24 protein-coding genes and 2 pseudogenes are annotated in these 19404 nt (G+C 47.6%); 16 read left to right on the top strand and 10 right to left on the bottom strand.

The window, feature by feature from the left end; all coding sequences use genetic code 11:
* On the top strand, window positions 1-214 hold a 214-nt coding region (locus UC14_RS20515; protein ID WP_157962141.1), incomplete at its 5' end, for an integrase core domain-containing protein.
* Between the two features lie 125 nt (window positions 215-339).
* On the opposite strand, the gene UC14_RS20510 is transcribed toward UC14_RS20515, so the two are convergent.
* Window positions 340-681, bottom strand: a complete 342-nt coding sequence (locus tag UC14_RS20510) for an MFS transporter (protein WP_112198337.1) — start codon at window positions 679-681, stop codon at window positions 340-342.
* Between the two features lie 151 nt (window positions 682-832).
* Between UC14_RS20510 and UC14_RS20505 the strand changes: the two genes are divergently transcribed.
* Both UC14_RS20505 and UC14_RS20500 read left to right on the top strand, forming a co-directional pair.
* On the top strand, window positions 833-1093 hold the full coding sequence (locus tag UC14_RS20505; RefSeq protein ID WP_112198336.1) for a DUF1778 domain-containing protein: 261 nt from the start codon (window positions 833-835) through the stop codon (window positions 1091-1093).
* Window positions 1090-1569, top strand: a complete 480-nt coding sequence (locus UC14_RS20500) for a GNAT family N-acetyltransferase (protein ID WP_112198335.1) — start codon at window positions 1090-1092, stop codon at window positions 1567-1569. Before UC14_RS20505 ends, UC14_RS20500 begins: the two co-directional genes overlap by 4 nt.
* 91 nt (window positions 1570-1660) lie before the next feature.
* Here the strand turns inward: UC14_RS20500 and UC14_RS20495 are convergent, their stop codons facing one another.
* Window positions 1661-2710, bottom strand: coding sequence for a tyrosine-type recombinase/integrase (locus UC14_RS20495; protein WP_112198334.1), 1050 nt, complete (start codon window positions 2708-2710; stop codon window positions 1661-1663).
* A 380-nt stretch (window positions 2711-3090) separates the two neighbouring features.
* Complete coding sequence (locus UC14_RS20490) at window positions 3091-3408, bottom strand: putative quinol monooxygenase (RefSeq protein WP_112198333.1); 318 nt, start codon at window positions 3406-3408, stop codon at window positions 3091-3093.
* A 208-nt stretch (window positions 3409-3616) separates the two neighbouring features.
* On the opposite strand from UC14_RS20490, the gene UC14_RS20485 reads away from it, so the two are divergent.
* Complete coding sequence (locus UC14_RS20485) at window positions 3617-3838, top strand: type II toxin-antitoxin system Phd/YefM family antitoxin (RefSeq protein WP_037035656.1); 222 nt, start codon at window positions 3617-3619, stop codon at window positions 3836-3838.
* Window positions 3835-4206: a type II toxin-antitoxin system death-on-curing family toxin gene (locus UC14_RS20480; RefSeq protein ID WP_037035658.1), complete on the top strand. Its 372-nt coding sequence runs from the start codon at window positions 3835-3837 to the stop codon at window positions 4204-4206. Before UC14_RS20485 ends, UC14_RS20480 begins: the two co-directional genes overlap by 4 nt.
* Before the next feature lie 140 nt (window positions 4207-4346).
* Here the strand turns inward: UC14_RS20480 and UC14_RS20475 are convergent, their stop codons facing one another.
* Window positions 4347-4742: a YgiW/YdeI family stress tolerance OB fold protein gene (locus UC14_RS20475; RefSeq protein WP_112198332.1), complete on the bottom strand. Its 396-nt coding sequence runs from the start codon at window positions 4740-4742 to the stop codon at window positions 4347-4349.
* A gap of 422 nt (window positions 4743-5164) precedes the next feature.
* Between UC14_RS20475 and UC14_RS20470 the strand changes: the two genes are divergently transcribed.
* The 4 genes from UC14_RS20470 (at window position 5165) to UC14_RS20455 (ending at window position 9222) form a co-directional block, all read left to right on the top strand.
* A complete protein-coding gene (locus tag UC14_RS20470; protein ID WP_112198331.1) occupies window positions 5165-5740 on the top strand; it encodes a DUF4142 domain-containing protein in 576 nt (191 codons plus the stop codon).
* A 400-nt stretch (window positions 5741-6140) separates the two neighbouring features.
* A complete protein-coding gene (locus UC14_RS20465) occupies window positions 6141-7046 on the top strand; it encodes a manganese catalase family protein (RefSeq protein ID WP_112198330.1) in 906 nt (301 codons plus the stop codon).
* A gap of 360 nt (window positions 7047-7406) precedes the next feature.
* Window positions 7407-8315, top strand: a complete 909-nt coding sequence (locus UC14_RS20460) for an SDR family oxidoreductase (RefSeq protein WP_112198329.1) — start codon at window positions 7407-7409, stop codon at window positions 8313-8315.
* A gap of 49 nt (window positions 8316-8364) precedes the next feature.
* Window positions 8365-9222, top strand: a complete 858-nt coding sequence (locus tag UC14_RS20455) for an alpha/beta fold hydrolase (protein WP_112198328.1) — start codon at window positions 8365-8367, stop codon at window positions 9220-9222.
* A gap of 51 nt (window positions 9223-9273) precedes the next feature.
* Here the strand turns inward: UC14_RS20455 and UC14_RS20450 are convergent, their stop codons facing one another.
* Entirely contained in the window at window positions 9274-10470 is a 1197-nt protein-coding gene (locus tag UC14_RS20450) for a zinc-dependent alcohol dehydrogenase (protein WP_112198327.1), read from the bottom strand.
* Between the two features lie 143 nt (window positions 10471-10613).
* Window positions 10614-10781: a general stress protein gene (locus UC14_RS20445; RefSeq protein WP_112198326.1), complete on the bottom strand. Its 168-nt coding sequence runs from the start codon at window positions 10779-10781 to the stop codon at window positions 10614-10616.
* A 311-nt stretch (window positions 10782-11092) separates the two neighbouring features.
* Between UC14_RS20445 and UC14_RS20440 the strand changes: the two genes are divergently transcribed.
* Window positions 11093-11584 carry a ferritin-like domain-containing protein gene (locus tag UC14_RS20440; RefSeq protein WP_112198325.1) on the top strand — a complete coding sequence of 164 codons (492 nt, stop codon included), beginning with the start codon at window positions 11093-11095 and terminating at the stop codon, window positions 11582-11584.
* A 53-nt stretch (window positions 11585-11637) separates the two neighbouring features.
* On the top strand, window positions 11638-12153 hold the full coding sequence (locus tag UC14_RS20435) for a ferritin-like domain-containing protein (RefSeq protein ID WP_112198324.1): 516 nt from the start codon (window positions 11638-11640) through the stop codon (window positions 12151-12153).
* 56 nt (window positions 12154-12209) lie between these two features.
* Here UC14_RS20435 and UC14_RS20430 read toward each other — a convergent pair whose 3' ends face one another.
* Genes UC14_RS20430 through UC14_RS27160 form a run of 3 tightly spaced genes read right to left on the bottom strand, consistent with a single transcriptional unit; the run spans window position 12210 to window position 13236 of the window.
* Window positions 12210-12695 (bottom strand): CinA family protein, encoded by a 486-nt coding sequence (locus UC14_RS20430; RefSeq protein WP_112198323.1) that lies wholly within the window; start codon window positions 12693-12695, stop codon window positions 12210-12212.
* A 24-nt stretch (window positions 12696-12719) separates the two neighbouring features.
* Window positions 12720-12899, bottom strand: coding sequence for a hypothetical protein (locus UC14_RS26765; protein ID WP_157962140.1), 180 nt, complete (start codon window positions 12897-12899; stop codon window positions 12720-12722).
* Window positions 12886-13236, bottom strand: a complete 351-nt coding sequence (locus tag UC14_RS27160; RefSeq protein ID WP_112198322.1) for a DUF1003 domain-containing protein — start codon at window positions 13234-13236, stop codon at window positions 12886-12888. Before UC14_RS27160 ends, UC14_RS26765 begins: the two co-directional genes overlap by 14 nt.
* 387 nt (window positions 13237-13623) lie before the next feature.
* On the opposite strand from UC14_RS27160, the gene UC14_RS20420 reads away from it, so the two are divergent.
* The 4 genes from UC14_RS20420 to UC14_RS20405 all read left to right on the top strand — a co-directional run bounded on the left by UC14_RS20420 (window position 13624) and on the right by UC14_RS20405 (window position 17871).
* Window positions 13624-14946: a sodium:proton antiporter gene (locus UC14_RS20420; RefSeq protein ID WP_112198321.1), complete on the top strand. Its 1323-nt coding sequence runs from the start codon at window positions 13624-13626 to the stop codon at window positions 14944-14946.
* Window positions 14943-15461, top strand: coding sequence for a hypothetical protein (locus tag UC14_RS20415; protein WP_112198320.1), 519 nt, complete (start codon window positions 14943-14945; stop codon window positions 15459-15461). The genes UC14_RS20420 and UC14_RS20415 overlap by 4 nt, the downstream gene beginning before the upstream one ends.
* Before the next feature lie 10 nt (window positions 15462-15471).
* Window positions 15472-15924 carry a DUF421 domain-containing protein gene (locus tag UC14_RS20410; protein WP_112198319.1) on the top strand — a complete coding sequence of 151 codons (453 nt, stop codon included), beginning with the start codon at window positions 15472-15474 and terminating at the stop codon, window positions 15922-15924.
* A gap of 111 nt (window positions 15925-16035) precedes the next feature.
* Window positions 16036-17871, top strand: a complete 1836-nt coding sequence (locus UC14_RS20405; RefSeq protein WP_112198318.1) for a glycoside hydrolase family 15 protein — start codon at window positions 16036-16038, stop codon at window positions 17869-17871.
* 198 nt (window positions 17872-18069) lie between these two features.
* Here UC14_RS20405 and UC14_RS20400 read toward each other — a convergent pair.
* Window positions 18070-19076: pseudogene (locus UC14_RS20400) on the bottom strand (IS3 family transposase); the annotation flags it as partial.
* A gap of 66 nt (window positions 19077-19142) precedes the next feature.
* Between UC14_RS20400 and UC14_RS20395 the strand changes: the two are divergent.
* Window positions 19143-19404, top strand: a pseudogene (locus tag UC14_RS20395) (IS110 family transposase); the annotation flags it as partial.

Here is a 19404-nt window from a genome sequence, read left to right as displayed (position 1 = left end):
TATTGAGAGTTTTAACGGACGCTTTCGCGATGAGTGTCTGAACGAACACTGGTTCAGCGATATCGTTCACGCCAGGAAAACCATTAACGACTGGAGGCAGGATTATAACGAGTGTCGTCCACATTCGGCACTGAATTATCTGACGCCATCAGAGTTTGCAGCACGGTGGCGAAATGGAAAATGTGAAGGTAAACAAACCGACATTACTAACTGACGGTTGTATCTAATCCTGGGGGCAGGTCAGGCCAATGATGTAAAAAAAACACGCTAAGAGTTTAATCCATTATTTATCTTGAAATTTAATGTTCCTAACTCGCCCGTAAAAATATCTTCCGGTAACTAAAACATATAATGCCCCCCAGCATAGCCCGTGGTGTAAGTCGTTGCCAGCAGGCTGGTTCCGACGGTGTAGAGAAAATTCCAATCTAGTCCCATCAGGACTAATGTAATGGCAAATATCCCACACAAGACATCCGAAACAGCCAGAGCAATATAGGCAAGCATAAGAAGCAGACCCGTCAGCTTAATTTTAATGACACCGAACCGGTCGATCAGTTTTCCTGTGCAAAATGACGTTACAAACCGGCTCAGTATATAGAGTTGGATCTCGGCGGCGATTTGTGACAAATCGAAACCGTAATGCTTCATTGCGATGGGCGTCGCCGTCAGGCCCAGAACCATTATTCCAAATCCTGATGCACCGAAAAAAGTGCGTGGAACTAAAACAGGTGTGTTTACACATCTATCGAGAGTTGCCCAAAGGCATAGTGTATTGACAATAGATATACAATCTTATAATGTATATCCATTGTCAATACAGGAGATATAAAAAATGCGTGACGCTGCGATTAATTTGCGTGCTTTGCCGGAACAACGTGATCTCATAGATCAAGCCGCCAGCCTATTAGGTAAAAACCGATCTGATTTTATGTTGGAAGTAGCGTGTGAGCGCGCACAAGCTATTCTGCTCGACCAAGTTTTTTTCCAGTTAGATACTGAGAAATTTCATGAATTCACAGCGATGCTTGACGCACCTCAAAATGCAAATCAAGGTCTGGAACGTCTGATGGCAGTTAAAGCGCCTTGGGCATGAGTTTACAATTGTCTGCTCCTGAGCCACTTACAACTGCACATATCCTTGACGCTTTCGGTTGTGGGAAAACAACGTTAGATGAATGGTTAAAAAGGCGCGCTCTGACAAACCACTTAAACGGTGCAAGTCGTACTTTTGTTGTCACGGCTCACGATAAAAGTGTTGTTGGTTATTATGCACTCGCAGCCGGTGCTGTGTCGCACAGGGAAGCGGCAGGATCTGTTCGGCGTAATATGCCTGATCCTATTCCGGTCATAGTATTGGGAAGACTGGCGGTCGACCTTCGCACTCAAGGAGTAAAGTTAGGTTCATCATTGCTACAGGATGCCGTTCTTCGAGTTCGCTCAATTGTTGAAAACACAGGGGTCAGAGCATTGCTCGTACATGCACTTCATGAACCGGCTAAACAATTTTATGAACACTACGGTTTTACATCATCGCCAATTAATCCGATGACATTAATGCTACGCCTTTAGCGTTTCCAAAGACCATGAAGCACAGCATGTGATGAAATCGAAAAACATTAAATATGAAGTAATACTTCATAATGATGAAGTGTGATTTTTGTTATTTTGTATTATTATGATCTAGAGTGCTTTTTTCCATGATATCGGTCATCGCACCTTCATGCGCCTGAAGATTACGGATATAACGCATTAATGTTTCAGGTTTTTTCCATGTCCCTTCCTGCATGATCTGAGCGACAGCATAGCCACGTCCCGCCATATCCTGTGCAGCGCCTACGCGGGCACTGTGACCAGTCCAGGCCGTATAGCGCCCTTTGTTTGGAATGATAGGTTCACCTGCTCCAATCGTAAGCCAGGCCTGTGCGAAAATTGATTCAATCGCAGGCGTGCTCAGCAGACGGGTGACTGAAAGAGTTGCACTCCCAGAGCGGTGCACCGGACAAAAGAGGAAGGCGTCAGGTTCAGCATTGATACCAGACACCGACATCCACTCAGTTAGCCGGCGGGAGGACTGCGAACTTAGGGACTTGATCAGGCCGCCAGTTTGAACAATAGTTTTGGTGTAACTCACATTAAGGATGATCCTGCCATCTGTTGCCCGGGAGATATCACGAACACGGAGACGGGCTAATTCACTGATACGCAGCAGCGTGCTGTAAGCGACATGCAGAAATGCCAAATCACGTTTATGGCGAAGCGATATCGAGTCAGACCAGAGCGCATCAAGCTCAAGCAGATCTTCAAGACGAAAGGGTACGGCCTGGCCAGTACGTTCACCCGTGACAACTGCAACACGATTTATTTTCTTCACTGCGCGGAAAACCAGCGGTGAAGTATTAGGGGGGATTAGGCCAGAGTTACGGTGTAACATTGAAATCAATGATCCATGCGTCGCAATCGTTGAAGAAGCGCGACCGCTCTCTTGTAGCCAGTTCAGATAATCGCGAAGGTCGGCCGGAAGCATGGGCAAAAACGAGCGGCTATTTTCAATCGACCATCTGTGGCAGATCCGCATAACACTCATCAGCTGTCGCCAGGTATTAGGTGAAAACGCCTCTTTGTCTTGAACAAATTCCTTAAGCCTCGCCAGAACATCCTCTTCAGCCTGGACAGCAGGTAGTGTCTGGTTGGTTGGTGACAATTTACCCATATATAGCTTAAAAAGCGAACTCCCGGTCACTAACAACGCTACGTGGATTCTGAGAAAGATGCAGGGGATTTCCCTTGCAGATTTCACGTAGCAAAACCTGCAAGGTCATTATAACTACTGGATAGATTATCAGCTACTGTAGCGAATAGCTAACTTTATATAAGTCCCATTATATGAAGTTACGCAGTTCTGTTGAAGACTGCGTTGGGTTCTTGTACAGGGGATGAGAATTAGAGGTTGGTGAAAGAAATATTGGATATACACCAAAGGAACAAAAGACTTGGTGAATTAACTGCAGGGTTTAAACACTGAATGATGCATTCTGAATAAATGAGATTTGCGAAAGGGTTATTTCGATTCCCTCCCGCGATGCATGATTATTATAGCTTAGTCAGACGCTGAACGTTAATGGTTTCCAATTTACCGCTCAAGATATCGAGAAAATCATCGTGGTAGGACATTGCTACGTGTTTTTTCAGATCTTCTTCAGTCTTCCAGCGTTCAATAAAGACGAATGACACTTTACCTGTATTTTCGAGGTTACGCACATCGGGTACAGCATGGCTTTCATGCAGATCATATTGCAGGCATCCTTCTTCAAGATGAGTTGGAGAAACCATTGCCAGTGCGGCATCTCTTATAGTTTCGATAAATCCAGGTAAAGGGGTCAGTGTTGCAACAATTTTCACTTCGCTCATAGGGGTCCTTTAGTTGTCAGTTATTTATTCTGGATTTATATAATCCAGGTACAAATTATTCAGGGTAGTTGTGAATTGGTCATTATGCCAACCAATATTAGATCTAGCGTGTTATCCAATAGCCCCAGTGGAAGTGTTGAAAAAAAGACTGATGGAGTGTACATTATGCAGTACATCTGGGTTGTACACTTCAATGAGGCATATGACTATGCAAGCTATAAATTTTACGACTGCCCGTAATGAACTGGCTTCAGTTCTTGATAGCGTTTCTAGCGGTGAGCCTATAATTATCACACGCCGATCGGCAAAGCCCGTTGTTGTTATTGATGCTGAGCAATATGAAAAAATGCTGAAAATTCAGGCTGAATCGGATTTCGATTGGTTGTTTAGTGAACATGGCAAGACGCTTGAGGCTCTTAAAAACCGATGATTTATTTTCTTTCAAGCAAAGACATCATTGGCATTCATGACCGAATGATTTCTGCTTACGGAGGCCTTTCCGGCTATGCTGACCCAGGTCGGATAGAAAGTATGGCAACACGAATTCTGAACCGCCACATGTATGAAGGCGAGGATGATATATACGTTCTAGCTGCTGCATATCTTCTTGCTATAGCGCGGGGGCATTGTTTCAATGATGCAAATAAGAGAACCGCATTTGCCTCATCTGCTTTATTCCTGCGCCGTAATGGCATTCTTGTCCGGTTTTCTCCAAGTCATGAAGAGTTGACTGTCTCAGCCGCACAGGGGAACCTGGATGTGTGGAATATCGCTGAAGTCCTAAAACAGTCAACCTGAAAAAATAGTATTCTCGTTTCACCCCGCACTATTTAACATAAATAGCATTATCTGTATCTGGTTTGTAGTAACTAAAATGAGATGTTCTCTATTTCAAATATCACAATTAAGTTTAAATATGAGTGTGACAGGGAGAAGGATTACTGAATTCGGATTTGTTCTACCTGAATGACTGTGTTCCCTTTTTCCTTTGTAAGGCGACCACTGATGCTCACGAGGTCTTTAGGTGTCACCTTCTGCCCATTCCACTTATCATCTTTCAGGGAGATAGCGATGACGCCGGTTTTGTCGCGGAAAATATAATGATGTTCTGCGGTCTTTTTAATGATATTCCCTTCAAGTGTTACCCACGAATTTCTGTCATTATTAATCGCCATCTTCACTGTAGACTCTTTTGCATCTTCAGAACCTTTTATCCCACTATCCTGTTTGTGAGGTGGCGGAGGTGTTTCTGAAGCCTCAAATCCACCTCCGGGGGCAGAAAATGCAGGTAAGCCAGATAACATTAAGATGGACGCCAGAATTACTCTTTTCATTTGTGTCTCCTTTTTAAGTGATTATATATTTATAGCTACATATTCAGAAGTGTCAAAGTCAGGACTAAATCAATATTAGTTGAGAAACTCAGGGCACGGTGACTGCCAGCTCATACAACATCAATATAATGAGGGTCTGATGCCGAATGAGTCAGAAAGATTATTCTGGAAACCGAGTCCATTTATGCTTGCCCACTACAAAGCTGAAGCTCAAGTTTGAATTATAGGATTTACCTTCTAGTATTCAAAGAAAATGTATTTTATTGGCAGGTTCCTTCCTAGCTGCTATTTTCAGTAGTTCTGAAAAGCTGCAATATATCGATGGTTCACTATACTTATCATTCGAAGTGGTAATTTACCCACGAAACTATGCACGGTAATTACCCCACACCAACTTTACCCATGACCAGTTGGAGAACAACATGCAAAAGTGTAAAACCTTGAAAAAGCTGCTAGCGGTATCGGCAGTGGCTGCTATGTTCAGCACTGTCGGCGTACACGCCCAAACCCCGGCGGCCGCTGCCCAGAATGCATCGAGCGTTAAGATCAGCTCCGGTGACGAAAAGGCGTTAAAGGATATGGCGCAAGCAGATATCAATGAAGTCGCCGCAGCCAAAATTGCGCAGAGTAAGGCCCAAAGCAGCGAAGTCCAAGCATTCGCTCAGCAGATGGCCGAAGACCATGGTAATGCCTTGATGAAAGTACAGATCACCGCGAGGCAAAAGGGTGTAGCACTGCCTACTCAGCCGGACGCCATGCACATGGCCATGGCTGCCAAGCTGGAAAAGCAGAGTGGAGGCGAATTTGACAAGTTGTATATGGAAAACGCCGGCACAAAGGATCACAAGATGGTGTTGGCGTTACTACAAAGTGACGCCAAGAAGATCAATGATCCGGATGTGAAGGCTCTTGCTGACGCCCATACGCCTGTCGTTGAAAAGCATTTAAAATCGGCCCAGCAGATGGCCATGCAAACAGATATGTCAGCAGGTAAGTAAATAGGTCGTTCGGTCGGCACCCATCCCTTCGACTTGGAGTAACTCCTGTCCAAAAATTTGTCCATTGCCGTCACTGTCCTATAGATAATATAAATGTTACTTCTGCTTTAAAATAAATAAAGGGAGGGAGGGGTTAAGCACTCTCTTTACTTATCTTAAACAGTTAACTTTCCTCCATCTAAGTTGATTTCACCAGCCATTCTATTCTTTATAAATTTCAAGGGGTACGAGGAGATATTATAATTACTATCCACTGAGCCATTTCTGTGGCTTAGGCAGAATACTCCTAAATATACTTTATTTTACGTCTATCCTTTATCAAGCTATGGTTAATTGCCGTTTTCTTTCCTAGGCTTAATTTGTCTAACCCATATTTCATCGATTTGAATGAGGAAACTTCATGTTTAAACATATCAAGCAGCTGCAATATACGGTTCGTGTTGCCGGGCCTAACCCTGGTCTTGCTAATCTGTTACTTGAGCAATTTGGCGGGCCGCAGGGCGAGCTTGCCGCCGCGTGCCGCTATTTCACGCAGGGGCTAGGGGAAGACGATGCGGGCAGGAAGGACCTCTTACTGGATATTGCCACCGAGGAACTCAGCCATTTAGAAATCATCGGCACTATTGTGGGCATGCTAAACAAAGGCGCTAAGGGCGAGCTGGCGGAAGGAACGGAAAAAGAGGCAGATCTTTATCGCTCGCTCACCGGCGGTGGGAATGACAGCCATATTACGTCGTTGCTTTACGGCGGTGGTCCGGCACTGGTCAACTCAGCAGGCGTTCCCTGGAGTGCTGCTTATATTGACACCATCGGTGAGCCGACCGCCGATCTGCGTTCAAACATTGCTGCCGAAGCTCGGGCAAAAATCGTCTATGAGCGTTTAATCAACGTGACCGACGATCCGGGTATAAAAGATGCTCTAAGCTTTCTGATGACCCGGGAGGTCGCCCACCAGCTGTCATTTGAAAAGGCGCTCTACGCTATTCAGGATAATTCCCCGCCAGGAAAACTCCCGCCAGTGCCTGAGTTTTCACAGGTTTATTACAACATGTCTGAGGGCGGGACGGTGCGGGGAAGCTGGAATTCGGAGAAAACGTTCGAGTACGTTGATAAACCTCAACCGGCAGTGGATGGCGGCACCGGTGAAGCCTCAGTGATATTGGATGAAAAACAACAAGCCAGTCTGGATGCAATGAAATCCCGGACGCAATCCGATACCGAAGTGAATCCGGTCACTGGTGCAGAACTGGGCAGTGCGGGTCCGATTGAAAATACGAAACCTGACGCCACTAAACCGAAAACGTAACTCCACGGACCGGAGCCGGCAATCGCTGGCTCTGGTTTGTTCCCTTCGAGAGGACGGGCATCATCACAGAAGCTGCCTGCCGGGCTTATTTTTAAAGTTTGGGCTTAACACAACGGTGATCGGGTCACTCACTGGGGAATATTTGTGCCCTACTTGGGCACAATGCCAATTGAATGATACGGAAAGTCCTGCGCATGGATCTGCTGGGGCATATGTGGAATGCTGATGTGGATGGTACTTTGAATTAATAAGATACATACGAGTGCTCATATTCCTGATATTAGGAACTTTCCGCAACGCGCTTAGAGTTGAGAAGGATGTTCTATTCTTAATACCCTTAATTTCTGCAAAGGAGTCTTTATGAACAGCGAAAAAAAGATCTCACCCTCTTTAAATCAACCTCATGTGGATTCTTTCCCAACCCCCCCTTTTGAAAAGCAAAAACAACCTTTTCCTGGCCTCGCAAACAAGATGATCCCTGTCCCTGACCATGGCGAAACGACATACAAGGGAAGTTCAAGGCTTAAGGGACGGAAAGCCCTGATCACTGGCGGAGATTCAGGTATCGGCAGAGCTGTCGCCATTGCGTTTGCACGCGAAGGCGCCGACGTGGCGATTAATTATCTCCCGCAGGAAGAGTCCGATGCGCAAGAGGTCGTGAAATTATTGAGCGACGAAGGTCATAAGATAATCGCTCTTCCGGGTGATATCCGTACAGAGATATTTTGCAAAACCCTTGTAGAAGAGGCAGCCGAGAAACTGGGTGGGTTAGACCTCCTTGTTAATAATGCTGGCCGACAGCAGTTCTGTGACTCGATCAAAGATTTAACGACAGAAGCCTTCGATGCGACTTTTAAAACCAATGTTTATGCCTTGTTCTGGATCTCCAAAGCAGCCTTAAATTACCTGCCGCGTGGCAGCTCTATCATCAATACGTCCTCAGTTCAGGCTTTCCTTCCCAGTGATAACCTGCTTGATTATTCCCAGACAAAAGCCTCAATAGTCGCCTTCACTAAATCTCTGGCCAAACAGCTTGGCCCGGAAGGTATTCGGGTGAACGCGGTAGCACCGGGTCCTTACTGGACGGCGTTGCAAATATCGGGGGGGCAGCCACAGGAAAAAATCGAGAAGTTTGGTGAACAGGCTCCCCTCGGGCGCCCTGGTCAACCTGCAGAAATTGCCGCGCTTTACGTTGCATTCGCCTCTCCGGAGAGCAGCTACTCTTCCGGTCAGGTTTGGTGCTCCGATGGCGGGACAGGGACCGTATGACCCTTCTCAGTAACCTTTTAGACAAACAAGATAACAAAAGGTGTAGGCCATGTTCGAAGGGTTCACACATTGCAAAATCGCATTATCTGATGCCGTTCTTAATGTAAGATATGGGGGCTCTGGCCCCCCTCTTCTGCTCCTGCATGGTCATCCGCGAACGCATGCCACATGGTCAAAAGTCGCACCCAAACTTGCTGCCTTTTTTACAGTTGTGTGTCCTGATCTCCGGGGTTTTGGTGAGTCTTCTAAACCACTTGATTTACCTGACCACGCCGGTTCATCAAAACGCGCTAAAGCAAAGGACTGTATCGAACTGATGGGTTCGCTGGGATTTGAGCGTTTTGCAATAGTTGGCCATGACCGTGGTAGTTATACAGCCTACAGAACAGCACTGGATTATCCCGAGAAGATCACAAGTCTTGTTGTGCTGGACTGTATTCCAATAATCGAAGCGCTTGAGCGGTGCAATGAGGTATTCGCACGACAGTGGTATCACTGGTTTTTCTTTGCCCAGCCGGAGAAACCTGAGCGAGCCATTTCTACGGATCCGGATGCCTGGTATGGTGGAAAAACGCCCTATATGGGTGAAGAGGAGTATCAGGATTTCCGAAGGGCTATCCACTCCCCTGCCACCGTTCATACCATGCTGGAAGATTATCGCGCAGGTTTGTCAATCGACCGCTTGCACGAAGAAGAGGATCGCCAACGTGGTCGGAAAATACAGTGCCCGGTGCTTTGTCTGTGGTCCGAGAAAGACGATTTGGGACAGATATACAGCGACATTCCGTCTATTTGGCAAAATTGGGCAAGTAATGTTCAAACGGGCACGATCAAAAGTGGCCATCATATGGCAGAGGAAGCCCCGCATGAGCTGTGTGAACGGTTGAAAGATTTTCTCATGAAATAAAACTGTGTGAGTTATTAAAAAGGTGGGAACGGAAGTTCGCACCTTTAATGATTACTGCACGAAGGATTCACGAGAAGGCATGCCCGGAACTAATATGATCTTGCGACAGTCCTCTTCCCTTTTTTCAAAAATTTTATACCCTTTAGCCGCATCTTCCAGTGGCATATGATGGGTAACAATTTCTTCCGGCTTCAGTTGCCCGGCTTCAATTAACATGAGCAGGTCAGGAAGATAGGCATGGACATGCGTTTGACCCATTTTGAACGTTAATCCTTTATCAAAGGCATCCCCAAATAAAAACCCATGTATAAAGCCGGCGTAAACACCCGGAACGCTGACTATTCCGCCCCTCCGGACCGCGGCTATACATTGGCGTAATGCTTTGCCGCTGCTGCCTTCAATCTTAAGGTTGCTCAGTATAGTTTCAGTAATACTGCCTTTCGCTTCAAACCCGACCGCATCGATTACCGCATCCACCCCACGATGGCCGGGGGTATGTTCAATAATCCAGGCGGCTGCATCGTCATTTTCATCAAAATTAATCGGAATAACGCCATACCGCTCCTGAGCAAATGCCTGCCGGTAGGGGTGATGGTCAATCATGAATATCTGCTCAGCACCTGCGAGCCGGGCGCAGGCTGCGCTTAACAATCCCACCGGCCCGGCACCAAAAATCGCCACGCTCGATCCCGGCATCAGTTCAGCATTTTTAACCGCCTGCCAGGCTGTGGGAAGAATGTCTGATAAGAACAACACCTTATCATCGGCTAATCCATCGGGCACTTTAAAAGGTCCGGTATTCGCTTTAGGGACACGCACATACTCGGCTTGCCCACCGGGAACCCCGCCGTAAAGGTCGCTGTAACCAAATAATGCAGCTGGTGGCGTGATCTTTTTCGGATTGAGCGCCGCACCATTGCCGCTATTGGTGGTTTCACAAGCGGCATACTGGCTCAGTTTGCAGAAAAAACAGTCGCCGCAGGCGATAACAAAGGGAATAACAACACGGTCCCCTTTCGCGACTGAGGTAACATCAGACCCCGCGTCGACTACTTCGCCCATGAATTCATGTCCAAATATATCCCCGTGATGCGTTCCCGGTATTTTCCCGCGATATAAATGCAGATCAGATCCGCATATTGCTGTTGCCGTGACTTTCAAGATAATATCGTCGCTGGCGTGAAGTATCGGGTCTGGCATATTATCCACACTCACATTGTGCGGGCCGTGGTAGGTCAGTGCTCTCATGATTTATCCCCTTGCAGAATGAATCTGATAAAGGCTGATATCGCTCTAATAATGAGGATGTCTATTTTGATAATAATAAAATAATTAGCCCGCAGCATTTGCCGCGGGCCGGGTGTTATCCATAACAAGCTGCACTTCAACCGTTAACGGTTGTCATGGCTATGTTTACCACCCTTTTTGCCTGCTTCACTGGCTTTTTCACGGTCGTTCGCGAAGTTACCCCCGCTATTCTGACCGCCTTTTTTACCAGCCTCAGAGGCTTTTTCATGATCTTCCGCGAAATTTCCAGAACCGCCACGATGTTCGGCCATAATATCCTCCTATCGGATGTCTTTGGTTATTCTCTGTAAGATCTAAACGACAACTTCTCATGGGTTTATTTAACACATGAAAAGCCGCATTGAGCGATAAGCTCGTTATTCAGTCTAGTGCAGTCAGTTTATGTGTCAACGGATAATTCGATTATTAATTACTGTAATCACGAAGTGAATTATTATATATTTAAATTCAAAAAGTTAGGGGGGGGAATTAAATTATATTGAGAAAAATCCTAATATTATATCGACTGATAAAATAACGCTAAGCTAAGTTAGGTATTAAACATGACCTCAAGGAGAATGAAATGTCTATTACAACGCTGAAAGAACTTTTTATTCATGATTTATCTGACGTTTACAGCGCTGAGCGTCAAATTACCAAGGCCTTGCCGAAAATGGCTCGTGCAGCAACCGACCCGAAGCTTATTGAAGCATTCAAACTCCATCTGGAAGAAACCCAGGGCCAGATAGAAAGATTAGATCAGGTCGTGGAATCCTCTGATGAGATACGTATCAAGCGTATGAAATGTCATGCCATGGAAGGTCTGGTAGAAGAAGCACAGGAGCTGATTGATTCCGTCGAAAAAGGTGACGTTCTCGATGCAGGGTTGATCGGTGCGGCGCAGAAAGTCGAGCATTACGAGATAGCGACGTACGGCACGCTGGCCGCGCTGGCGAAAAAACTGGGTTATACCCAGGCTGCAAAACTTCTGGAAGAGACCTTGCAGGAAGAAAAGAATACCGATCAGAAATTAACGACAATTGCTGAGTCCGCTCCGGCCAGCAAAACCCGTTAATCCTTGATGACATGGACTGATAATTTCAACTTACACGAGATGAGGGTATCAAAATGGCCAAATCTAAAGCGTATGAAAATTATGTCGACTGGGTGCGGGATGCACATGCCATGGAAAAGCAGGCGGAAACCATGCTGACTAAAATGGCTGACCGTCTGGAACATTATCCGCGTCTGAGAGAACGCATCACACAGCACATTGCCGAGACGCAGGATCAGCAACGTCTTGTGGAAGGTGTGCTTGAGAGACTCGATAAATCGAACTCTGTGATTAAAGATACCGCAGGCAAGATGTCGGCGATGACCCAGGCGTTAGGTGGTGTGTTCGCCAGCGATGAAGTCATCAAAGGCGGCATCAGCGGGTATGTCTTTGAGCATTTCGAAATTGCCTGCTACGACACGCTTATCGTGACGGCGGAGGCAGTGGGCGATCTGGAAGGCGCGCAGGTGTTCCGCAAGATAAAAGTTCAGGAAGAACAAATGGCGAAATGGCTGTCAGAAAATCTGCCTTCGGTGACAAAGAAATTCCTGTCACTTGTTGATACATCGGATATGGACGCCAGCCATTAATTTCTATGTCATCTGATAAAAAACCCGCGGGGATGGCGGGTTTTTATCATATAACCTCAGGTAAGCAGAGACGTTAACCGTGTAAGGGAATACAGCGCAGCCTGGCGGATCACTTCTTCGCAATCCCCCTCAAAGTGTTTAACTTCAGTTATCGCACGCTCCGTACTAAAGGCCCAGCCGAACCAGATGGTACCGGCTGTTGTGCCATCTTCGCCCCCTTCAGGTCCGGCATACCCACTGACCGACAGCGCGACCAGCGTTTTAGCCACTCTGTTCGCGCCCTGCGCCATCTCTCTTACCGCCTGTGCGCTAACCGCCGTGTACTGAGAGAGGGTTTCAGGCTTCACGCCCAACATGATGGATTTTGCCGTATCGTCATAGGTGACGAAGCCGCTTGAATAGTTTGCGCCGCCTTCCGACGCGGCGCATAACGTCATACTGATCAATCCGGCGGTACAGGATTCTGCCGTGGCGAGATTCAGGCTATTCGCTTTCAAGACGCAGAGCACGTCTTCCGCTGCTTTCAACAATATTTTATCCATTACGTCTCCTTGTACGGCGTGGCCTCACGTCGTTTTGATATCCTGACGGGCAGTAAGTTTTTCGAGTAAGCTGTTCATCATATTCACCTGCTTTTTCAGTTCAGCGAGATCTTCTTTAGAGATTTCATTAATCTTTTCCTGCAGACGCGTGAGTTCCAAATCTGCTTTCACGTTCACGTCGGATTCCATTTCATTTCTGATCATTCTTCGCCTGACGCTTCTGATTCATCATGATAGCGGGCGCGGTATAGGCTGACTGAAAAGACAAAAACAAATTCAGAAGAATAAAGGGGAAAGGATCAAAAGCAGATTTCTTTACCAGAATATTATATGCCGTCCATCCCACAATGATGCCCGTCTGAACCATAATGAATTTCCAGGTGGCAATAGCACCCGTAATTTTTTCAGCCAGTCTGCCGCCGAAGCTGGCTTCTGTTTCAGAATCTTTTGGGTCACGGATCAGGGCTTCGTGCTCCTCAGCACTTTTGGCCCGTAATTCAGATAAATGCTCTTTTTGCTTAGCAAGCATCATTTTTTCCATTTTCGGTATTCTCCGTCAAATAAAGCATATTGGGTTTTATTATTTTAGCGAGCGCCTAATTATTATCAAAGTGACTGCTGTTAAAATCTATACAAAAGTTTATTGCTGTACAATATTATGTTTCTAATTGTTAAGCATTCAATTTTATTTCTCCAAAAAATTAACGGGATACCCTGTATAATTTAAATTAAACCTTCCAATGTCAGAGTTAGGATTTTTCTGAAACAAAAAATGTCATTATTTCTTTGTCGCAGACTTTGTGATCGGGTTCTACTCTACTACTTATATGTGTAGGTATTAAAAATGACCCGGCGCGTTGGGGATCAAACATCCCTGCGATATTCTGTGAGAATAATTGTTAACCCTGTTTGTTGAATAAGGAGGATTATGGGTTATCTGGCGTGGACAGCTGCCACCGGCAGGCTCCTGCTTTTAATGTCCTTATCCTATAGCTGGATCAGCCGTGCCCCCGTGCCCATTTTCGGTATTTATCTTATTGTGGGTATTCTTTGTGGCCCCTGGGTTTTAAACATTCTTCATCTGGACATACTCCGGCACTCGGTGGTTATCAGCCGGATCACCGATATCACCATGGCCGTGTCCTTGTTTATTGCAGGCCTGAAAATCCGCCACCCTCTTCATTCAGACATCTGGAAAATGGGCCTACGCCTGGCGGTGCCCGCCATGTTGCTGACGATGGCTGCACTGATGGTCCTGGCTCATTTTTTAACGGGATTATCCTGGCCGCTGTCCCTTGCGCTTGCGCTTGCGGCCATCATCGCACCGACGGATCCGGTATTAGCGAGCCTTATCGCCATGAACGATGCCCGGGATGAAAATCAGCTCAGGCTGTCATTGTCCTGCGAAGCCGGTCTTAACGATGGTACCGCCCTGCCGTTTTTGTTACTGGCCTTGTTGTGGCATAACGCACAGGGTGCTGTGTCTGCAGTGATATTGTGGAAATGGTTTAGCGTTGACCTCTTATGGGCGCTCTGTGCCGGGCTGGCCGTAGGGTACTTATTGGGGAAAGGGATCGGACTTGCAGCAACACGCTCGCGTCATATGCAACAGGAGGTCGCGCCGAGCGATTTTATTGCACTCGCCCTGGTCTGCCTGAGTTTTGCTCTGGCACTGTCGTTGAATGCCTCTGGTTTTCTGGCCGCCTTCGCCGCAGGGATCGGACTGCGCAGCGCCGAAATGAATGTGCAAAAAAGTCATCCGTGTGATGAGAACGCTAAGCAGGAGATGCCCGCAGAGATGCAGGTTAATCCCCATACCCGCCACGCCATCGATAACAAAAGTCCGGTCAAACTGGTCGGTCTGGTGATCGGGGATGCCTTATCTTTTGGCGATACCGTCGAGCGCCTGCTGGCCGCCGGGCTAGTGATTATCCTGGGCGTTACTCTCGCCCAACACTGGAACGTTCAGGCGATCCTTCTTGCACTTATCCTGTTTGTGCTGATCAGGCCCACCGCGGTTTATCTCGCTACGTGGCGGTCCGGAAAATCCCGTCAACAGAGGCTAAGCATGGGCTGGCTGGGGATCCGAGGCATTGGAAGCCTGAATTATATTGCCTATGCCTTTTCACATGGACTGCAGGGAAAAGGGGCCGATCTGATGATTGACATGGCAATAACCGTGGTCACGCTCAGCGTCTTAGTGCATGGGGTCACTGTTACCCCCTTATTAAAACTGAGGCGCAGTCAATGAATAACGAAAAACATAGCCAGTTTGCAGAAAGACACACCCCCGTCAGGGAAAACATGTCATGGATAAAAATCGCCTGGCGACTCGAACGGTTCGGTTTTTTACTCCTGGGAGTATTCCTTCTTTATGCTTTACTGGGCGGGTTTTCACAGGGCTGGTTAAGTGATTCCACTTATCAGAATGATGAAATGTCGACGATAATCACCTATGAAAAGTTTTTGCGAAGCGATACCGAATCACCGCTCATTATTGCTTACCCTTATAAGAATGAAAAAACCGATCGCATTATCCTGAAAGGTAAGTTTGTAAATCAGTACGACATCATTAATGTCAGCCCGGAAAGTGCTGTCATACATCGCAGTCCGGACACGTTAATTATATATCCTAATAATCCAGCCTTAGCCGATAAAGGGGGAGTGCAACTGACCCTTAAACCTCGACAATACGGCATTTACGCTCTGTCCGTCTCAGCTAATAATGATGCCCCTTTTGTTTTTAAACAGACGGTTTTTCCCTAAAGGAGCGAAAATGGAAAACGTTCTCAGAGCCGCCATTATGTACGTGTTTCTCTTTATTATTTTCAAAATATCGGGAAGGAAAACGCTGCTGGAAATGACGATTTTTGATTTTATTCTGGTCCTGATTATCAGTGAAGCTACCCAGCAGGCATTGCTGGGAGAGGATTTCTCGCTTACCGGCGCCATGATCACCATCGGTACCCTGATTTTTATTGATAAGAGCTTAGGTCTTCTCGAAAACAAAATCCCAAAACTTAATTTGTGGCTTAATGGCTCACCAATAATCCTGATTGAAAATGGCAAGGTTCTTGATCAGCGACTGCGCAAATGTTCACTTTCGGAAGATGAAATTATGGAAGTGGCTCGTCAGCAGGAAGGTCTGGAAAATCTGGCTGATATAAAGTTCGCCATCTTAGAAAAGAACGGAAAAATATCGATAATCCCGGCTAAAAAGGCAGCTTAATTATCATCCGCATAGATAAAATCGCAGAGATAACTAAACTTTATTCCTTAATCAGCAGTATGACGTTGGAAACGTCCATTCGCTAAAAATAATCTGAAAGGAAAGTCTCATATGGTGCAACAGTTTCCCGGAGAGTTCCGAGATAAGGACGGATTTTGTGACGTGGGCGACTATGCCGCCATCGGTGAAGGCCGGACGGTCGCCCTATTGTCGCCAGACGGTTCTGCGGACTGGTGGTGCGTCCCTGCCCTCGATTCTCCGCCTCTGTTTGACCGCCTGCTTGACGCGGAAAAAGGCGGATATTTCCAGCTGGTCCCCCAGCACCCCTATCGCATGACTCGTCAATATCGCCATAACAGTAACGTCCTCGAAACGGTGTATGAAACCGCAACCGGTAAGGTCCGGCTCACTGAGTCAGTTAACAGCACGCTGGCCGGGCGTCTGCCCTGGAATGAATTGGCACGCCGCATTGAAGGGCTATCCGGTTCGGTGCTGATGACATTGCGGATGAAAATCGGTACCGCCGGTGCGACACGCTCTCCCTGGAAAATGGAAACTTCACACGGAACGGTCTGGCACGTAGGTTCTCTGCAACTGATGTTGCGGCTGTCAGATGACCTCCAGCCAGGAAACGTAAGGGATGACGGCGCGGATAGCCAGTTCACGGTCCATCAGAGTCAGCAGGTGCTCGCTGCGGTACTGGTGACAGAGAATGAGCCGTTGGCCGTACCCGCATTAGCCCGCATTGATGAACGCGTTGATACCAGTGACAAAGCCTGGCGAAGCTGGGCAGATAGCCTCGGATACAACGGTAAATTTAAATCCTATGTGTTGCGTTCTGCGCTGGCCCTGAAATTTCTTTGGTTTGCGCCCACCGGCGCGCTCGCTGCGGCCGCGACCACCAGCCTCCCTGAAGGCACCGGCAGCGGTAAGAATTATGATTACCGTTATGCATGGGTGCGTGACGCCTGCATGATCATCAAATCCTTCATTTACACCGGCGCGCTGGAAGACTGCCAGGCGGCGTTTTCATGGTTGGCCGGCATTTTGCGCGAAAACGGCTGTGAAATGCATACCTGCTTTCAGCTAAACGGCCAGCCGGTTCCTGAAGAACGCAGCATCGCGGTGAGCGGGTATCGCGGTGAGCAGCCGGTTCGCGTGGGCAATAACGCCTCCCGTCAGCTTCAGCTCAGCAACTATGGCGATATTCTCGATACAGCTGTGTTGTTTACCGATGCCGGTCATGTGCTGGATTTAAATACTTCACGCCTGTTGGGTCAGCTCGCCAATCATTGTGCTGACACCTGGCGTCAGCCAGATTCGGGCATATGGGAACTGCCCGACGCCCAACATTATACCCAGTCTAAAATGGCCTGCTGGGTCGCGCTCAATCAGGCCGTGCATCTGGCGAAAGGACAATATATTGAACCGACCTGGCAGGGCCGCTGGGAGCGCGAACGCGACAGGATCCGTGACTGGATAGAAACATATTGCTGGTCTGAAGAGAGGCAAAGTTATTGCTTCTGGCCAGGTTCTGAAGAATTGGATGCCTCCATTGCACTGATGCATCAGTACGGTAAACAGGTATCCCCTGAACGAATGCTCAGTACTCTGCGTCTCATTGATCGGGAACTGGGTACCGGGGAAAAAATGCTTTACCGCTATACCGGGGTTGAGAAGGAAGAAAATACCTTTGTTGCCTGCGCGTTCTGGATGGCCGCCGCGCTCGCCGTCTTTGGGGAAACCGAAGAGGCAGAAAACCGTATGAATGCCTTACTACAGACCCATGAGGGTGAGAATAGCGCAGGCATCATGAGTGAAATGTACAATGTTAAGCAAAAAAAATGCTGCGGCAACATGCCGCAGGGTCTGAGTCATCTTTCAGTTATTAGCGCGGCGTATATCATCTCGACGTCAACCGAACACAAGCCTCGCAAAGTCCTTTGAAGTTAGAAACGGATTTTTCCTAACCCTTTTTGTCATGAACAGGTTTTATAGTTAATTTTCTGTAGTCAACTACAGAAAACTCACGAGTTTCCCTCGTAACGTTCAAAAAGCCCGTTTCCCCTGACGGGCTTTTTCTTGCCCAGAGAAAAGTCATAATTGCCGACCACCTTGACCTGCTCCCAGGATTAGATACAACGCTCACTTAGTAATGTCGGATCCTTCACTATCAGAATTACCCTTTCTCCAGGCCGCCGCAAATTCAGACGGCGCCTGATAATTCAGCGCGGAGTGCGGGCGGTACTCATTATAATCCTGACGCCATTCACTGATGGTTTTCCTGGCATGACTGACGTCACTGAACCAGTGTTCATTCAGGCATTCATCGCGAAAGCGTCCGTTAAAACTCTCAATAAATCCGTTCTGTGTCGGCTTGCCGGGCTGGATAAGTCGCAGCTCCACGCCATGCTCAAAGGCCCATTGATCGAGTGCGCGGCAGGTAAATTCCGGGCCCTGATCCGTTCTTATCGTCGCCGGATAGCCGCGAAACAGCGCAATGCTGTCCAGAATACGCGTGACCTGCACGCCTGAAATCCCAAAGGCAACAGTGACCGTCAGGCATTCCTTCGTGAAGTCGTCTACGCAGGTAAGGCACTTGATCCTGCGACCGGTGGCCAATGCGTCCATGACGAAATCCATCGACCAGGTCAGATTGGGTGCCGCCGGACGGAGCAGCGGCAGACGTTCTGTTGCCAGTCCTTTACGACGTCTTCTGCGTTTTACGCCCAGGCCACTGAGGTGATAAAGCCTGTACACGCGCTTATGATTAACATGTAGCCCTTCACGGCGCAGCAACTGCCAGATGCGACGGTAGCCAAAACGCCTGCGCTCCAGTGCCAGCTCAGTGATGCGCCCTGATAAATGCGCATCTGCAGCCGGGCGCTGAGCCTCATAGCGGCAGGTCGACAGAGATAAACCTGTGAGCCTGCAGGCACGACGTTGCGACAGACCGGTCGCATCACATATCAACATCACGGCTTCCCGCTTCTGGTCTGTCGTCAGTACTTTCGCCCAAGAGCCACCTGAAGCGCCTCTTTATCCAGCATGGCTTCGGCAAGCAGCTTCTTGAGTCTGGCGTCCTCTTCCTCAAGCGACTTCAGGCGCTTAACCTCAGGCACCTCCATACCGCCATACTTCTTACGCCAGGTAATGGGATGGACTACCTCCTCCCTTTGCGCTTAATTGAACAAAATACGTTCAGCAGGAGAGTAAACATGAATATCGTCTATCTGGGTATCGATCTGGCTAAAAATGTTTTCCAACTCTGTGGTTTAAACCAGGCTGGAAAACCCCTTTACACGAAACGCGTTGACCGAAAAATACTGCTTCAGACAGTAGCCAATATACCGGCCTGCCTGATTGGTATAGAAGCCTCAACGGGCGCATTTTACTGGCAGCGCGAGTTTGAAAAACTGGGACATAAAGTAAAAGTCATCAGTCCCCAGTATGTTAAACCTTTTGTCCGCGGGCAAAAAA

This window comes from Rahnella sp. NRRL B-41462, assembly GCF_003263525.1.
In the GTDB taxonomy this organism is placed as follows: Bacteria; Pseudomonadota; Gammaproteobacteria; order Enterobacterales; family Enterobacteriaceae; genus Rahnella; species Rahnella aceris.
Note: the sequence above shows the minus strand (reverse complement) of the source record. Positions and strands in the feature narration are given on the sequence as shown.

What these genes read in the sequence shown, in the direction of transcription:
- UC14_RS20510 (WP_112198337.1), bottom strand. Translation starts at nt 681, where the DNA reads ATGGTTCTGGGCCTGACGGCGACGCCCATCGCAATGAAGCATTACGGT.
- UC14_RS20505 (WP_112198336.1), top strand. Translation starts at nt 833, where the DNA reads ATGCGTGACGCTGCGATTAATTTGCGTGCTTTGCCGGAACAACGTGAT.
- UC14_RS20500 (WP_112198335.1), top strand. Translation starts at nt 1,090, where the DNA reads ATGAGTTTACAATTGTCTGCTCCTGAGCCACTTACAACTGCACATATC.
- UC14_RS20495 (WP_112198334.1), bottom strand. Translation starts at nt 2,710, where the DNA reads ATGGGTAAATTGTCACCAACCAACCAGACACTACCTGCTGTCCAGGCT.
- UC14_RS20490 (WP_112198333.1), bottom strand. Translation starts at nt 3,408, where the DNA reads ATGAGCGAAGTGAAAATTGTTGCAACACTGACCCCTTTACCTGGATTT.
- UC14_RS20485 (WP_037035656.1), top strand. Translation starts at nt 3,617, where the DNA reads ATGCAAGCTATAAATTTTACGACTGCCCGTAATGAACTGGCTTCAGTT.
- UC14_RS20480 (WP_037035658.1), top strand. Translation starts at nt 3,835, where the DNA reads ATGATTTATTTTCTTTCAAGCAAAGACATCATTGGCATTCATGACCGA.
- UC14_RS20475 (WP_112198332.1), bottom strand. Translation starts at nt 4,742, where the DNA reads ATGAAAAGAGTAATTCTGGCGTCCATCTTAATGTTATCTGGCTTACCT.
- UC14_RS20470 (WP_112198331.1), top strand. Translation starts at nt 5,165, where the DNA reads ATGCAAAAGTGTAAAACCTTGAAAAAGCTGCTAGCGGTATCGGCAGTG.
- UC14_RS20465 (WP_112198330.1), top strand. Translation starts at nt 6,141, where the DNA reads ATGTTTAAACATATCAAGCAGCTGCAATATACGGTTCGTGTTGCCGGG.
- UC14_RS20460 (WP_112198329.1), top strand. Translation starts at nt 7,407, where the DNA reads ATGAACAGCGAAAAAAAGATCTCACCCTCTTTAAATCAACCTCATGTG.
- UC14_RS20455 (WP_112198328.1), top strand. Translation starts at nt 8,365, where the DNA reads ATGTTCGAAGGGTTCACACATTGCAAAATCGCATTATCTGATGCCGTT.
- UC14_RS20450 (WP_112198327.1), bottom strand. Translation starts at nt 10,470, where the DNA reads ATGAGAGCACTGACCTACCACGGCCCGCACAATGTGAGTGTGGATAAT.
- UC14_RS20445 (WP_112198326.1), bottom strand. Translation starts at nt 10,781, where the DNA reads ATGGCCGAACATCGTGGCGGTTCTGGAAATTTCGCGGAAGATCATGAA.
- UC14_RS20440 (WP_112198325.1), top strand. Translation starts at nt 11,093, where the DNA reads ATGTCTATTACAACGCTGAAAGAACTTTTTATTCATGATTTATCTGAC.
- UC14_RS20435 (WP_112198324.1), top strand. Translation starts at nt 11,638, where the DNA reads ATGGCCAAATCTAAAGCGTATGAAAATTATGTCGACTGGGTGCGGGAT.
- UC14_RS20430 (WP_112198323.1), bottom strand. Translation starts at nt 12,695, where the DNA reads ATGGATAAAATATTGTTGAAAGCAGCGGAAGACGTGCTCTGCGTCTTG.
- UC14_RS26765 (WP_157962140.1), bottom strand. Translation starts at nt 12,899, where the DNA reads ATGATCAGAAATGAAATGGAATCCGACGTGAACGTGAAAGCAGATTTG.
- UC14_RS27160 (WP_112198322.1), bottom strand. Translation starts at nt 13,236, where the DNA reads ATGGAAAAAATGATGCTTGCTAAGCAAAAAGAGCATTTATCTGAATTA.
- UC14_RS20420 (WP_112198321.1), top strand. Translation starts at nt 13,624, where the DNA reads ATGGGTTATCTGGCGTGGACAGCTGCCACCGGCAGGCTCCTGCTTTTA.
- UC14_RS20415 (WP_112198320.1), top strand. Translation starts at nt 14,943, where the DNA reads ATGAATAACGAAAAACATAGCCAGTTTGCAGAAAGACACACCCCCGTC.
- UC14_RS20410 (WP_112198319.1), top strand. Translation starts at nt 15,472, where the DNA reads ATGGAAAACGTTCTCAGAGCCGCCATTATGTACGTGTTTCTCTTTATT.
- UC14_RS20405 (WP_112198318.1), top strand. Translation starts at nt 16,036, where the DNA reads ATGGTGCAACAGTTTCCCGGAGAGTTCCGAGATAAGGACGGATTTTGT.